This is a genomic window from Desulfuromonas svalbardensis (assembly GCF_055389415.1).
Map to the genome: position 1 here is coordinate 2422947 of NZ_AP042416.1, position 15544 is coordinate 2438490.

Annotated in this window: 9 protein-coding genes; 3 read left to right on the forward strand and 6 right to left on the reverse strand. The window is 45.7% G+C overall.

From position 1 onward, the window contains the following. Positions 1-62 precede the first annotated feature (62 nt). The 5 genes from ACZ5KY_RS10865 to ACZ5KY_RS10885 form a co-directional block, all read right to left on the reverse strand. Positions 63-1322: a hypothetical protein gene (locus ACZ5KY_RS10865; RefSeq protein ID WP_464243919.1), complete on the reverse strand. Its 1260-nt coding sequence runs from the start codon at positions 1320-1322 to the stop codon at positions 63-65. Between the two features lie 62 nt (positions 1323-1384). After that, positions 1385-2056, reverse strand: a complete 672-nt coding sequence (locus tag ACZ5KY_RS10870) for a potassium channel family protein (protein ID WP_464243920.1) — start codon at positions 2054-2056, stop codon at positions 1385-1387. 132 nt (positions 2057-2188) lie between these two features. Then, on the reverse strand, positions 2189-5293 hold the full coding sequence (locus tag ACZ5KY_RS10875; protein ID WP_464243921.1) for an efflux RND transporter permease subunit: 3105 nt from the start codon (positions 5291-5293) through the stop codon (positions 2189-2191). A 21-nt stretch (positions 5294-5314) separates the two neighbouring features. Then, positions 5315-6418, reverse strand: a complete 1104-nt coding sequence (locus ACZ5KY_RS10880; protein ID WP_464243922.1) for an efflux RND transporter periplasmic adaptor subunit — start codon at positions 6416-6418, stop codon at positions 5315-5317. Between the two features lie 72 nt (positions 6419-6490). Then, a complete protein-coding gene (locus tag ACZ5KY_RS10885; RefSeq protein ID WP_464244659.1) occupies positions 6491-8122 on the reverse strand; it encodes an efflux transporter outer membrane subunit in 1632 nt (543 codons plus the stop codon). Positions 8123-8494: 372 nt separating this feature from the next. On the opposite strand from ACZ5KY_RS10885, the gene ACZ5KY_RS10890 reads away from it, so the two are divergent. Together ACZ5KY_RS10890 and ACZ5KY_RS10895 are read left to right on the forward strand one after the other, a co-directional pair. Next, the gene (locus ACZ5KY_RS10890; RefSeq protein WP_464243923.1) at positions 8495-10402 is read left to right on the forward strand and encodes a PP2C family protein-serine/threonine phosphatase; all 1908 of its coding nucleotides are present in this window, start codon (positions 8495-8497) and stop codon (positions 10400-10402) included. A gap of 8 nt (positions 10403-10410) precedes the next feature. Continuing rightward, positions 10411-12042: an RNA-binding domain-containing protein gene (locus tag ACZ5KY_RS10895; RefSeq protein ID WP_464243924.1), complete on the forward strand. Its 1632-nt coding sequence runs from the start codon at positions 10411-10413 to the stop codon at positions 12040-12042. Positions 12043-12117: 75 nt separating this feature from the next. On the opposite strand, the gene ACZ5KY_RS10900 is transcribed toward ACZ5KY_RS10895, so the two are convergent. Beyond that, the gene (locus tag ACZ5KY_RS10900; protein ID WP_464243925.1) at positions 12118-12783 is read right to left on the reverse strand and encodes a DUF3313 domain-containing protein; all 666 of its coding nucleotides are present in this window, start codon (positions 12781-12783) and stop codon (positions 12118-12120) included. 250 nt (positions 12784-13033) lie between these two features. On the opposite strand from ACZ5KY_RS10900, the gene ACZ5KY_RS10905 reads away from it, so the two are divergent. After that, entirely contained in the window at positions 13034-15529 is a 2496-nt protein-coding gene (locus ACZ5KY_RS10905) for a mechanosensitive ion channel domain-containing protein (protein ID WP_464243926.1), read from the forward strand. The last annotated feature ends 15 nt before the right edge of the window (positions 15530-15544 follow it).

Consider the following 15544-nt stretch of genomic DNA (forward strand, 5'->3'; position numbering starts at 1 on the left):
CCAAACATGACTTTTGAAAAAAGGCATATGGTTGTCGAACAACACGAAAGCAAGCTTCTTTCCTACAAATCTGGAATCGCTTCCAGCCATTCGCAACGTTCTTTAACCAACGGATCAACATCATCGTTACCGATTCCTCTGGTGAGTAAGCCCAACACCCGCTCATCATTATCGTAACTGGTATGCGCCTTTATCGGATTGGCAAATTCACCCATTCCGAGCAGGCTAGTAATTGGGGCAATATTGAGGATGACGTTGGTCAACGATGGACAAAGGCGCGAGTCCATATACTCATCCATAAACTTAGGCGGAATCGCATAACTAAACAAATCGTTCGGATCACTGAAGGCAACAAACTGGGTCTCCTTGAACAACCGCTCGTTATAGCGCGCGCCACTAGCTGTACAAATGTTGCCAATCTGGCCAGTAATTTCTGGTTTTTCCTGACCAAGTTGCAGTAACGGCAGCTGATTCGAAAGCATAAACACGTTGAAACGCTTGTTCTGTAATAGCTCAAACTTATCGGCTAAAGCTGGAATTTTTTGCGCCAGTGTGGCAATGCGCTGGAGGGCATCGGCAGTGATTCTACTGCCTAAACTGTGGGTGATAAAAACAAAGTCATCCTGCAATCGATCAAGGTTGTTTGCACTGGTTGGATCACAAAAGCTCTCACCATTTTCCGGCAGACTGTCCCAGTTATCGCTCATCATATGACAGATGGCCTGAGTGACTGAAATTTGAGCCCGCTCGCGAAACTGGCCATTGTACATCAACACATCGGGCACGGTTTCGTTGACGAAGAGCTTGAGGGTATTATTGATGGTGGTACGACGAAAAGCATATTCACCTGAATTATCAAAACTGATGGTTTGTTTTTCCTCTTCGACAATCGGATCCCAAGTCAACTCGAAAAAATTCATCTCTTGGCTGTCATCGGCATTTAAGAAGGCACTAACTCGAAGCGTGCCTAATGTCTCCCCTGGATAATCGGGATGAATCAGCTGAAACTCTTTGAACTTTTCTTGGGTACGATTAAGAGAAAGAGAACGCGCAAGGTTTTCGGCAAGACGAGTTGCGTAGCCAGGCTGGTGAGACCCAATGCCATGAACCATCAACACCATGAGGGTACGTCCTGCATCATCGGCGGTAGGCGGAGTTTGTTGAGCAAGGTAGTGATTGAGACCATCAAAAGGACGACCACGTATAGCGCACTGGCGGCTATCAGTTTCTTTACCATTGTCGCCAAGTAAAGCTTCTGTTACGCCTCGACCGAATCCGGCACAGCCACTAAGTAAACTGATAGCAATACAAAGCACTGTCAAACGGCAAGACCTTATGGATATAAGTGTAGACAGCACGAAACCTCCCTTTCATAGAATGACGATTAACAGTTGTCGTGACTTGACTTCTGCCCGGCCTCAGCAACGTGGAGTCCAACCAGTCGAGCAACTAAAACGGCCATGTAACATTGACCAACAATCCCTTCCAACATTGAAAAAGAACGGGAAACACCTGTCAATGGGGTTATATCGCCATAACCAACGGTCGTTAGGGTGATGAAACTATAGTAGAAAAAACCCGTGTCTTTACAGCCAGCGGCACATTGAGTTACTTGAAAAGATCCTGATTGAATAAGTTCGATGACCGCATAACAGAAGCCCCACATGGTGCCGAGCAGCAGGTAGCCAACCAGCGCAGCGGAGATTAGCTCCCAAGTCACCCTGTGTGTACGGAAAACGAAGGTGATAATTGCTGCGGCAATGGTTGCAAAATAGAAAATTCCAGAAACTTTACCGACTAGATCGATTACAGGCCAAACTTGATCAAAATAACGCAACCAAATAGATATTAGCATCGGGATGGCCAATAGCGCCGCGAACCACGGTAGGATCTTGTGCTGACTGACAACAAAAAGACCAGCAATAAGGATCATTAATAACGCCAAATCAAAGGCGATACGTAGAAATGTGAAATCATTTAGCACTGGCGCAACGGCGATCATCACGACAAGAGTGATCAATAGATAGGTAAAACGATGTGCGGTGATGTTCGCCATTAGTTTCCTCGTATTGTCGAAACCCTGCACTTGAAAAAGAACCATAGATCATAGGTTTGAAGGGTCTATGGTTCCTTTTTAATTCAGACTGTCAAAATTAATCGGCAGAGTGGATAAACAACCTTAATAACGTCACTTTACGCTTGATGAAGGGACCTTGAAAAACAGACAGTACAGCACTGGCACCACAAACATGGTCAAGAAAGTACCAATTGTCAGACCCGCCATAATGGTCACTGCCATGCCAAACCAGAACACATCTTGTAGCAGTGGAACGACACCGAGTACGGTGGTAGCGGCAGCCAGGACAACTGGACGTAGGCGAGCCACGGCGGCTTCAACCACTGCATCGTATGGCGATCTACCCAAGGTCAGATTGGCATTGACCTCATCGAGTAACACAATGGCGTTCTTGATCATCATCCCCGCTAAACTCATAGCACCAAGTAGCGCCATAAAGCCGAACGGTGCGCCGAAGCCAAGCAGGCCACCAGTAATGCCGATCAACGCAAAAGGGATGGTGCACAGGATCACCAGCGGCGGCCGGAAGGCATTGAACAGGGCAATGATGATAAATAAGATAACAGCGAAAGCTGGTACGAACCCTGGGAGCAGTGCTTCCTGAGACTTAGCTTGATCTTCAGTTTCACCGCCCCAATTAAATTCATAGCCTGGGGGTAGATCGATGTTCTCGACTTGCTGTTTAATGTTGACCATCACCGTAGGCAGCGTTGCTCCTAAAACTGGATTAGCTTGAATGGTGATGGTTCGCCGCCGATCACGGCGCCATAGCAATTGTTCTTCCCAGTCGACGGTTACATCATCAGTAACTTGAGCCATTGGAACCGTTGACGTGGACATTGCCGGTTGAATTTGTAGTACATCAAATGAGCCGAGACTGGTTCGATCTTGTTTAGGATGACGCAGAATAATCGGAATCAACTCATCATTTTCACGAAAAAGTCCGACACTTCGGCCGTCATAAGCACGCTTAGTGGTATTAGCCAGATCCTCGCGTGAAACACCGGCCCAACGACCGCGTTCCTGATTATAGACTGGCACCAGACGCGGAACTTTTTGTCGCCAATCAGTCTCAATCGCACCGATAAGTGGTTCATCGCGCAAGATCTTTAATACTTTGTCTGCCTGACTGCGCAAGATATCAATGTCAGCATTGGCAGGGCCACTGATTCGTGCTTGAAATTTCCAGGTCTGACCCGGGCCAACCGCAAACTTACGCAACATCACCAGCGAATCGGGGTAGTTTTCCTTAGTCCACGGATCAAGCTCTTTGAGTAACGGATTAATATCACTCATATTTTTAACATTGACGATCAACTGACCATAGGCCGGATTGCTTTTTTCCGGCTCAACCGGTAGATAGAAGCGGGGCGGACCAGAGCCGATAAAACTTGCGACGGCCTCCACTCGCTCATCCTGCTGTAAATACTCCTCCAGCTTGACCAGTCGCTCGGAGGTGGCCTCAATCCGTGTTCCCTGGGGATTGTAGAAATCGATCATAAACTTGTTCATTGACGAATCGGGAAAGAACAACTGCTCAACAAAACCGAAACCCAGCACTGAAGCCACTAACAATCCCAGCATGCTGCCCATGAACAGCAACCGATAACGGATCATTTTTTCCAACCAATAACGGAATAGAACAAATAGCTTGCCACCGTAGGCATCTTGACCTTCACCTTCGTTTTTCGGATCAGGTAGCATGTCGATACATTTGATCGGTGTCAGAGTCATGGATATCAACCAACTGATCATCAATGAGATCCCGACCACCATGAACAGTGACTGGCAGTACTCACCGGTACTGTCCGTTGATCCGCCAATGGGATAAAAGGCCATCACCGCAACAACCGTTGCGCCCAATAACGGCATCGCTGGTTTTCCAGATGCCTCAATAGCGGCATCCTCCTTACTTTTGCCCTGCTGACGCAACATCACAAAGCTATCCGCAACGACAATCGAATTATCAACCATCATGCCCAAGGCAATAACTAACGCACCGAGGGACATCCGTTGCAGATCAAATCCCAGCATCGCCATGACAATAAAGGTGCCGAGAATGGTCAGTAGCAGATCGGCACCGATGAGTAATCCCATCCGCCAGCCCATTGACAGTGCCAACACCAGTAATACGATGCCAACAGCCTCGGCTAAACTGACAAAGAAACCAGAGATTGACTCATCAACAACATCAGACATCCAGTGGACTTTTTCTAACTCAAGGCCAACCGGCAATTCGGCAACCAACTCTTCTAAACGGGTATCAACGGCCTTACCGACATCGACGACATTAACACCTGGAATATTTGTCAGCGAAATTGCGATGGCCGGCTGTCCATTTAAACGCATTAATTGGCGTGGTGGATCTTGATAGCCGCGGCTGACGGTTCCGAGATCACGAACACGGATCAGTTCGTCCGTTTGTATCGGAGCCTTGCCTTGTCCCAAGTTCTGTAAGCTATCGATCAATGATGGAATAATGGCAACCTCGCCAATATCCTCAGGAGATTGATATTGGCCAGTTGGGGCAACTCGAACTCGCTTATCGAGTAGATTAACGCTACCAGCATCGACAACAATATTCTGTTTTTGCAGTGTTTGAATCAAACTCATATCGGTTATACCAACTTGTGAAAGCTGGTTTTCTGAAGCTTCTAGGTAGATTACTTTTTTCTGTACGCCCCAGAATTCAACTCTGGCGATCCCTTCAACCAGACTGAGTTCCTTCTTTAACCCTTTGACGGCATCTTCCATTTCAGCATAAGAAAAACCATCACCAGTCAAGGCCAGTACTAAGCCATAGACATCGCCAAAATCATCGTTAATGATCGGTCGGTTGGCACCCGGCGGCAATGACTCTTCGATATCGCGAACTTTACGCCGCATCTCATCCCATACTTGTGGTAAGCGATCGGCCCAGTAGTCGGTCTTGATGTTGACCCATATCTGCGAATAACCTGGTGCAGAGAACGATTTAACGTAATCGATCTGTTTAAGTTGCTGAAGCGCCAGTTCAATTCGATCGGTGACTTCTAGTTCAACTTCTTCAGCCGTCGCACCGGGATAGGTCGTTACAATAACGGCAGTTTTGATACTAAATGCTGGATCTTCGAGTTGACCCAAGGAGAAGAAACTGGCAATCCCCGCAACGACCAATAGGAACGTCACGAAGTAGGAGACCGCTTTTTTTTCTATGGCAATTTTAGCAAGATTCACGATATTACCTCCGACACGCGGTTACTCAATAATACGGATCTGCTGGCCTTCAACCAGAGTATTGACACCGGCTGTTGCAATCCATTCTCCATTTTTTAACCCTTTAACCAAAATACCGTTATCGGTCAGATCGCCGATCTCTAGTTGGCGTCGAGTTACCGTGTGAGTGGTACGATCAATCACCCAGACAAAAGAACCATTTCCCTGATCGGAAAAAACAGCGCCAACTGGGATCTCAACCACTTCGGCCTGTTCCTGACGCGCAATGTTTGCAACGGATTCACGATCGCCACGCGCCTTGCCTGCCATCCCAGGGAGGATCTTGAAATCTTTGGGCTGATCCATGATTAGTGTGACTGGATAAGTTCGAGTAGTTTGTGATGCTTCTCTTCCTATCTCCTTAATTTCAGCTGGAACTTCGATGTCACTATTGACATCAAAGACAACGAAAGCCTTTTTCACTTTCGTGGCGTGAACCATCATGCTTTCTGGAATTTGGACGGTAAATTCAATGCGACGGCTATCGACCAAACGAACAATCTGCTCTTTAGCTTTCACATCCTCAAATTTCTCAACGAATTTCTCAACGACAGTTCCTTTGAATGGGGCATTGAGAATGGAATAATTAAGATTATCCTGAGCACGTGTTACAGCGGACCGAGCTGAACCCAACTGTGCTTTAGCGCTCATCATTTCACTGCGGCGCGTATCCACCATTGATTGACTCACCGCACCAGGATCTTGTAGTCGGATATTCTCAACCCGTTTAAACTCTGTTTGGGCAAGATTAAGTGCTGCCTGTACCTTGCGTAATTGTGCTTGAGAGTTTTCGAGTTCCACTTGGTAATCACGTGGATCTAACCGCGCCAACAGGCTACCTTGTTCAATCTCGTCTCCCACATTAACTGGGAAAGCTGTCAGGGTGCCTGACACTCGAAAGGCAAGATTAGCCTCCTGAGAGGCTTTCGCTTTGCCGGGGAACCAACGGCCGGTAAACACTTCAATGCCACCAATTTGTACGGCCTTAATTGGTCGAATCTGAACCTCTTTAACTTCTTCCTCTGTGCAACCAACCAATAAGGTTAATGGCAGCAGGAGCATAATGAGTAGTCGTCCTTTTTTCATTGTCCCACCTATCGTTTATTTAGGGGTGTGCGAAACCGTCTGGTACTAAGGCGATAACCAACACAATCAACTTTACCAAGCAGGGGATTGCCATGAGGAGTCAACGTTTTCTTTAGTTGCAATGTCCTGATCATTGAGGAGATCACCCCAATCCGTTCGTTCAGACATTTGCTGGCGGGCAGCCGACGTAACAAAATCTTGACCATTTCGGATCTGCCAACCACCACCAAGAGCTTTGTACACTCCGACCATATTTAACGCCACAGAACCACGTGTTTCCGTTAGACGATCCTGAGCATCACTTAAACCACGTTGAGCTTCAAGCACCCGCTGAAAATCAACCAATCCTTCGCGGTATTGCAACATAGATAAATCGACTGAGCGTTGTGAGGCATTAACTGCCTGATTTAGATAAATTATCTGCTGACGATCATTAACTAAACCAGCTAATGAATCTTCGACATCTCGTGCAGCACGCAATACGGTATTTTGATAGTTGATCAACAATTGCTGTAGTCGAGCATCTTGAACACGTACTTGGTTCTTGATTCGGCCATAATTAAAGATGTCCCAACTGATTGCAGGACCAGCAAAATATTCAACACTGTCGCTAGCGAACAGATCACCAAGGTTACTGCCGCCTTGACGGGTCAACGGACTATCACTGGCACGTAAACCGACTGAGCCGAGCAGGGTGAAATGAGGAAACAGATCGGCCTTCGCTACTCCGACTAACGAACTTTGAGCCAGGGCCTGTAGCTCAGCTTGACGCACATCTGGTCGCCGCCGTAACAACTCGGCAGGTATGCCAACTGCTACCGAAGCGGGGACCTTTGGAATGACACCAGAGGTGGTGATCACAGCATCAACCTGCTGCGGTGGAATACCGAGGAGTATCGCCAAACCGTTTTTCGCCTGACGCAATGAAGCTTGAAATACAGGAATGACAGCCTGGGTATTAGCCAACAGATTGCGTGCCTGTTGCACATCCAGTTCCGTCACTAAGCCACCATCAAAACGTGTTTGAGTGATCTGCCGTGAGCGATTCTGAATCGCGATATTTGCCTGTGAATAGTTGATTCTTTCTTCCAAAGTACGAATCAGAATGTAAGTGCGGGCTACCTCGGCAGTAAGACTGACCAGAAAACTGTCATAATCGGCGATGCTCGCTAGCAGTGTGGCATCAGCGGCTTGTACACCACGTCTGAATTTACCCCAGAAATCGAGTTCCCACGCAGCATCAAAGCCCATAGAACCAGTGGTGTAATTGAGATCGCCTGCAATAGTATTCGCAGCGTTTTCGGATGCACCACTCGCACCAAATGTTGTTCCTAGAGTCTGCTGCTGTGGATATAGATTGCCCGTAGAGATACCGAGCTTGGCCCGAGCTTCGAGAATACGTAGCCCAGAAATCTGTAGATCGAGGTTTTGCTGATATGCGTGTTCAACCAGTGCATTAAGCACTGGATCGTTAAATGCCAACCACCATTCATTCGATTGTTCATCGTTGACAGTCAGTCTTTCAGACTCTTCCGTGGCCCAAGCATCAGAGAGGGGTGCTGGTGGCGTGATAAAGTCTGGACCAACCATTGCGCAGCCACTGAGGAAGAGGGTAAGAAACAATAGACAGAACAAAGAGCAGTGTGACTTCTTCAATGATCCGTCATTCGAAACATACACATTACAAGCGCGGTGATAGGTCATTTTCACAAAAGATTTCCTCCGCAATAAAGTACGTTACAGCTAGGTGAAAAAATCGTTCCGACTATAAATCGGAAGAAGTTTAGTATCTTTTAAATGATTACACATAATGTGCTTTCGTCAACCGATCGACCATGATTGATAAATATAAATCTAGGTTTATTGTAATATTAATAAGCAATCGTCTCCATCAACTGGTGTAAAGAGCATGATGTTGTACAATTATTGTTAAGTTGGTGTGACCGATCATGCTTTTGTTATTTAAAGAAAAAAAGAGGAGAGTGGCGGTGTTAGCTCGACTCAGGTGGGATAATTTAAAGTGGGGAGCATTGTTCATCAACTAGCAACCATCATTCTCAGCAAAGGATTGAAACCATGAACTTTCGTAAGAAATTGCTCATTTTGTTGATTGTTCTGGCGTTAGTACCCTTGCTGATAAATGGTCTGATTCATCGCACGATAATAACGAAAATAAGCAATCAGTTGACGACGCAAACACGTGAAGTGTTAGAAAAAAGTTCCACGACACAGTTACAAACCATAGTCCAGCAACAATCTATGTTATTAGATCGTGATAAAGCATTTGTTTTGCAGTCTTTGGAAGCGCAAGTTCGAGAGGTAGAACATCTACTCAATGAGCCCGCAAAACTAATTGATCTATCGCCAGCTTATTTACGTGTACAACGCCAAAGGCCTGAACTTTTTCTTTGGCAGGCGACGGTGCTGACTTCTGGGGTCAAATCTTTGTTCCCAACCGATTTGCAGCCAATCAACGATGAAGTTATCTGGTACCAGTTGGCAAAACAAAATCAAGATTTACAGTGGCGACTTCACTTGGTGGATTCTCAATTACAATTAATCGTTGCTAAACCCCTTTATTCTGGAAAAGGTGAGTTTGCCGGCGTCACGGCCTTTGCTCTGAACTACCAACAATTGTTCAATGATTGGCAATTGCCAGCACCGTGGGATGAGTATGGTCGCTTATTTATTGTCAAAAATTCGCCGTATTCAGTCCAAGAAAACAATACATTGAACGTCGTTTTTGAGATTGTTTCTGCCGATGCGCAGCAGATAACAGCGTTAAGTGCTCAACAAATTTTTAATGATGTTGCATCTACAACACAATTTAATTCACTGCTCAGCAAGATGCGCCAAAATAGTTCTAGCGTACAGACGCTTGATTTCAATGGTCAAGAATCTATTTGGTTCTATGCGGGTGTCATAACAGATCAAGCGTTTCCGCTATTAATTATCCCACGTCATCTCGTTACGCTGCCAGCACAGCAGGCATCCAATTATGTCGAACGTCAATTCATCCACGGCCTGAAGCTTACTGCGCTTCTCAGTGTTCTTGTGTTGCTGTCGGTACTTATCACGGCATTTTTCCGCTCTCGTGCTGTCACTAAGCCTCTGTCCCAACTTGCGGATGCCGCAGAACAATTATCTCAAGGTGATTTTTCGACTCAAGTCTATATCCGTAGCAGCGATGAATTTGAAGAACTTGGTTCTGCTTTCAATCGCATCGGACCGCAACTCAAAGAACGACAACAGATTAAGCAGTCCCTCGCTATTGCCAAGGATATTCAGCAGTTAATTCTGCCTGTTCAGCCGCCAGAGTTGGATAACTTTGAGCTGGCTTGTGCTCTGGATTACTGCGATGAAACTGGCGGTGATTACTACGATTTCATTCAAACAAACTCTGGAAAATGGGGATTAGTTGTTGGTGATGTGGTGGGCCATGGCATTGGTGCTGCATTGCTGATGGCCGCTTCCGCTGGAATTTTACACTCGGCCATTACCAATGGTGAGGAGAATCTGGAAACTCTTTTTTCCAGTATGAACAATTTTCTGGAAAAAGATGTCGGTGATACCCGCCTCATGACGCTGTTCTTTGGCCTGCTTGATCCCAGCAACCAGAGCATCCATTGGCTTTCGGCAGGACATGGACCGATATTTCTTTATCGATCTGCCACAGGTTTGGTTGAAGAATTACCCGCAACAACAATACCATTGGGGGTCATGGCAGATGTTGACTTTAGCCCTATCCATAAGGATTCCCTGAGCTGTGGTGATATTCTGGCCATCGGAACCGATGGCATCTGGGAAACGATCAATTCAGCAGGGGAAATGTTTGGTGCCGAGCTAGTCAGTCAATTGTTGCAGGAGTTAGCCGATAAGTCTGCCACAGTGATCACCTCTAAACTGCTGGAAAGAGTAGAAATGTTTCGCGGTGATGCACCGAAAGAGGACGACTTGACCCTGATCATCTTGAAAGCAAAGTGAGACTATCGATGAAATCTCTCCAGCCTGCACAATTACGCCTGCTCCATAATCTGTTGATCGTTGCCTTGATAATGGCTGGTTTTATTGTCATGTTAACAACCTATGTGAGCGATATCCGTCGCAAAGAATATTCAACGACAATTATTTCCCATGCAACACAAAAGGTCGCGACGGATATTAATAATAGTCTCCAGCCTTTCAATAAGAGTTTAAAAATATTGAAAGAATGGGGAATGAGAGACCTTTCGTCCTCTTCGCAATCGATTCCGCTTGAAGCCAAAAGATTGACGGCTCTACTTATTCCCATCATGGAACAATTGCCGCTAAGCAATTCATTTCATCTCATCGCATCAACGGGCACCGATTTCCTGCTCATCCGCCAAAACAATCAATGGTTAACCCGCACCGTTAATCTTTCACAATGGGGACCTCGACAAAAATGGCAACGCTGGCAACATTCTGGAGAACTTAAAGAGCAATGGTGGAGCGAAGAGGGGGATGATCTACGAACAGAAAGGTGGTACCAAAACATTCTCAGCAATGGAGCTGATCAGCCGTTGTGGTCAGAACCACATTTTTTTGAGTTTAACCAACAGCCGATATTAACTGGGGCCATTCAATGGCAACATCCAAACGATAACGAAATCAATTATATCGCAGCTTTTGACATCCAACTTATAGATTTATATAGAATCATTTCAAACATTAAAACCACAGATAATGGACTAACTTTTATTCTCACCAACAACGGAGATGTTTTTTTACCGCAAGACGAACAGAACACCGCCCCATCAACCACAATAAAAGAACAGATATTTCTTCCGTCATCGAAGCTAGAAAACACGGTAATTGCCGAGGCCGCATCGCTTTGGCACAATCAACCTCTTTCATCAAAGCCATTTTCTGTACGGGTCAACAATCAAAGGTGGTGGGCAGGATTTAAACCTCTTGGTGAGCGCAGCCAGCCATTGTTTTGGGCTGGGATTGTCATTCCTGAAACCGACTTTCTTGGTGATGTAAGAAAACAAAACACCCTAACTATTATTCTGCTGGTTCTTGTGCTTTTTGGTGGCGGCTGGGGCATCGTACAAATGGTCAGGCGTCATAGTCAACGATTGAGAAAACTTCATGCGATCATTGAAGATACAACTCAACTTGAAGGTCTATTGCCATCAATGATTGAGCAAGGAGAGGGTGGTCGGATGGAATTCAAGTCGACCATGCGCCAGAATCTTAAAGAGAACAAGCCAGACAAGGGGATTGAACTGGCGTGGCTCAAAGCAGTGGTCGCATATCTTAATAGCCAAGGTGGAATATTACTTATTGGTGTTGCCGATGATGGACAGATTCTCGGCCTTAATAACGACAATTTCGCCAACGAGGATAAGTGCCATCTCCATTTTAAAAATCTGATTAATCAGCATATCGGACTGGAATATTCACGTTATATTCACATGGATATCGTTAGCTGTGAGGGAAAACAGATCATTGTTGTTCAATGCGAAAAGTCACAGATGCCGATCTTTTTAAAAAATAAGAACGACGAAGAATTTTACATCCGTAGTGGGCCATCTAGTACAAAGTTAACGGGTAGCAAGCTATTGAACTATTTGAAACACAGCAAAACAACAGATCAATAGTCGCGAAGTCCACAACAAAAGGCCATCTGCTCATGCGAGTAGATGGCCTTTTAGATCGATGATTAACACTCGGAATTAACGAACGTTATGTGCCTCATCTAGGCGTTGACGGAATCGCTTTGCCCAGTGATCAAATGCCTGTTTGGTGTCAGTCCATTTACCTCGGAACATTGACTTACCACCTTGACGACGGTCAACAGCTGCAGCAAGTTGCTCACCACTGAGTGAATCGACAACCACTATCTCTGTTGCTGCTTCGCCAGTACCTAAGTTATCACCACTGGCCGCCTTTGTTACGCCGGCAACAACAATTCCAACTGGGATAATTGACGATAACGTATTGGAAACAGGTTTACCCGGTTTGATATCGGTGATGGCTACCCGCACTCTTAATACTCCGGGTCCTGGTTGATCGACGACCTTATAACCCGTTCTCACTGCGTCAATCAGTGCATTTTGGTAATAATCGGTCAGTTCACTAAATAGCGCTGGGTCGATCCCTTTATAGTCAGCATCTGCACTCAACATAACGGTAACGCGCTCAAACATAATTTTGGTGTAAGGCTTAAAATCAACATCTGGGTTGATATACACCAGCGCGGCACGATCATCCCCCCCTGGTTTCAGCATCGAATAGTCATCAATAAATCCACTTTTCCTAACATCTTTCATACCACCAGATGCGCAACCTATCAACAGTGTACAGAGGACTAAAACGGGTATTAACTTATGCATCATCATAAAAAATTCTCCTTTTTCGCGATAAGATCAGAGGCTTAAGATTCAGGTTTGGCGATGTTTAACTTGCCCCCCTTAATACTCTAGCAAATCAATATCACTTGACAAGGCTTACAACGATTATTTTATTTGCCCATACTAATGCTTGCAGGCCGATAGTTCACATATTCAGAATCAGTCTGAATTGCAAACAAAGATGGAGAGGCTATAATAAATAAAACAATTAAATTCTTGCCCTAGCTTGGAGTTTCATATGCGAAACATATGCTGTTTCATCCTGCTGATATGGACATTCCTTGCGCTACCGTCAATACCTTTATGTGCCGATGAACCCACCCCAAGAACAGACACTAGTGTCAATGGTGACAATGGTGTAATCACAGCGCCTGCGTTTCCTGGTGTTTCAGAGGTGATTTCCCTTCGTGCCACTCTTGGTAGTGATATTAGTACCACCAAAAATCAACTGGCTGATCTGTCCGATCACAGGCAAATAAGTGTTAATCTTGAAAAAGGTTTAACACGCCAAACCGTCCTTGATGAACGACTTAAGGAACTTGGTGACCCCGCCAGCTGGAACTTTGAACGGCTACTGGAAATTAAAAAAAACCTCAGCAGTCAGGTCACCAGCCTGACAGATATTTTTGATGAGATTTCAGCCTCCTTGACTCTTATTGAAGAACTGCGAAGCCAATGGCAACAGCGGCAAACTTTTTGGGAGCAATGGAAGTCATTTCTGTCCACGAAACAGACAGAGTTCTCAGATGAAGAGTTTGCTAGCTCAGTTAGGCAGTGCGATGAGCTACTGAACATCATTAATGAAACTGGCAACTCACTGATCAGCGTCCAGCAGCAGGTTCTTAACGTACAAGAAACCAATCAAAGCAGTCTGCGGTTGGTCAATAATTCCTTGAACATCCTGCGAGGACAGATTTTTAAAAAAACCGCACGTTCGCTGTTCAGCCTAGAGTTCTATCAGCAGTTTACACCTGAGACATCACAACAATTTCTAGATAACATCGATTTGGTTCAATGGAGATCTGGATATATATATATCAATGACTTCTGGTGGGTGACGGCACTGCAATTAAGCGTGGCGCTAGCACTCGGTGTCAGTCTGCGCCGTCGGCGTAGCGAAAAAAACGAAGCATCGCAATGGAACGTGCTTTTTCGCCACCCGTGGGCGACGGGCCTATTTGTTACTTTTACTACTCTGAGTCCCATCTACAAAGTTCCTCCGCTGTCCTGGACGTTCTATCTACTTGTCATTAGCGTGCTCAGTGCTAGCATTCTGGTTGCCGATACGGTACCGGCTCGTCGCCATGCCCTAGTGGTGTGGTTGTTAGCAACAATATATCTGGTGTCAATGCTATTTCAAGTGATTGGCTTACCGTTGCCACTGTATCGGCTGTATATGATATTTCTGTCCTTAGCGGGCATACCGCTATTGTTCAGAATCTATTCTCTTTGCCGTAAAAATTGCGATGCCTGGCAGCTGATTTTCAGCTTGCGCACTGGCATGGTTTTGTTGTTGGTGTCGCTGACCGCTCAGCTCGGTGGTTATAGCACGCTGTCGTCTCGACTTATCGATTCATCGATTAAAACCGTTTTTCTATTGTTGATGATTTCGATGGTGATGCGACTGGCTCGCGGTGGTATCGATTTTCTCGTCAACCACCACTTGATTGTTCGCTGGCAATTCTTTCGTATCTTTGGCCAGCGACTTGGAGCACGGATTAACAACATCCTTAAAGGGTTACTGTATGTCTACGGCATTCTGTATATGGGACAAATATGGGCAGGGAGCGATAGTGTAACGACGGCGTGGCTCGCCCTTAAAGGACTCGGTTTTTCCGTCGGTGAAATTCAACTGACTCTGGATACCCTGGTGATGATAGTGGTGGTGATGTACCTTGCTTACACTTTATCGTGGTTGTTGCGATCACTATTTGATGTCGAAGTCATTGGTCCACGTTATATCGATAGCGGTGTACGCGACTCAATTAAAACACTGCTCCACTATGTAATTATTTCATGTGGACTGCTGTTTACACTCGGTGTGGCAGGTGTCGGCATGAAAAACTTTACCGTTATTATTGGTGCATTAGGCATCGGTATCGGCTTCGGCTTGCAGAATATTGTTAATAACTTTCTCAGTGGTTTGATTTTACTATTTGAGCGTCCGGTTAAACTTGGCGACCGTATTGTCCTTGATGGAGAATGGGCTATTGTCCGTAAAATTGGGATGCGAGCTACGGTTGTCGAAATGTATAGTAAGGCCGAAATTATCGTCCCCAACAGTCAACTCATTTCGGAAAAGGTAACCAATCTCAGCCTCAGTAATTCTCAGTCCCGCCTCGTAATCAATATCGGTACTGCCTACGGTGAAGATATGGAACAGATTCTCGAAATTCTCAGAGAAGAGGCCGAGGCTCATCCTTCGGTTTTAAGTTATCCAAAACCCTCGCCGCTATTTGTTAACTTTGGTGACAGTTCACTCGACTTCCAATTGCGCGTTTGGCTGGCAAACTATGATCAAAGCGTTGAAGTCAAAAGCGAATTGTGTGTCGCTATCTACAAACGTTTTGCTGCTGAGGGGATTGAGATACCTTTCCCACAGCGCGATCTTCACATCCGGTCACTTGATCCGGATTTGTGGTCGCACATGTTAACTCTTCAGGATGGAAAGTCGGCGGCAGAACCTCAACACGATGGAACGGATGAAGGTATCGTACAAAATCCAGAACTCTAACTGCAGTGAGTTCAG